The following is a 216-nucleotide window of genomic DNA, read 5'->3' on the forward strand; positions in this document are numbered from 1 at the left end:
AATGGTGGGCCTAAATGGACTCGAACCATCGACCTCACGCTTATCAGGCGTGCGCTCTAACCAGCTGAGCTATAGGCCCATTTGAATGCTGAACATTCAAAACTGAATGCAATATGTCAGTGTCAATTCCGAAGGAATCTTAAGTATTCCTTTTCCGTAATATCCTTAGAAAGGAGGTGATCCAGCCGCACCTTCCGATACGGCTACCTTGTTACG

Annotated in this window: 1 tRNA gene; it reads right to left on the bottom strand. The window is 46.3% G+C overall.

Annotated elements, in window-relative coordinates:
* Positions 1–2: 2 nt before the first annotated feature.
* A tRNA-Ile gene (locus ERX29_RS10915) sits at positions 3–79 on the bottom strand.
* Positions 80–216 lie beyond the last annotated feature (137 nt).

It is taken from the genome of Macrococcus lamae (assembly GCF_004359545.1).
GTDB lineage: Bacteria > Bacillota > Bacilli > Staphylococcales > Staphylococcaceae > Macrococcus > Macrococcus lamae.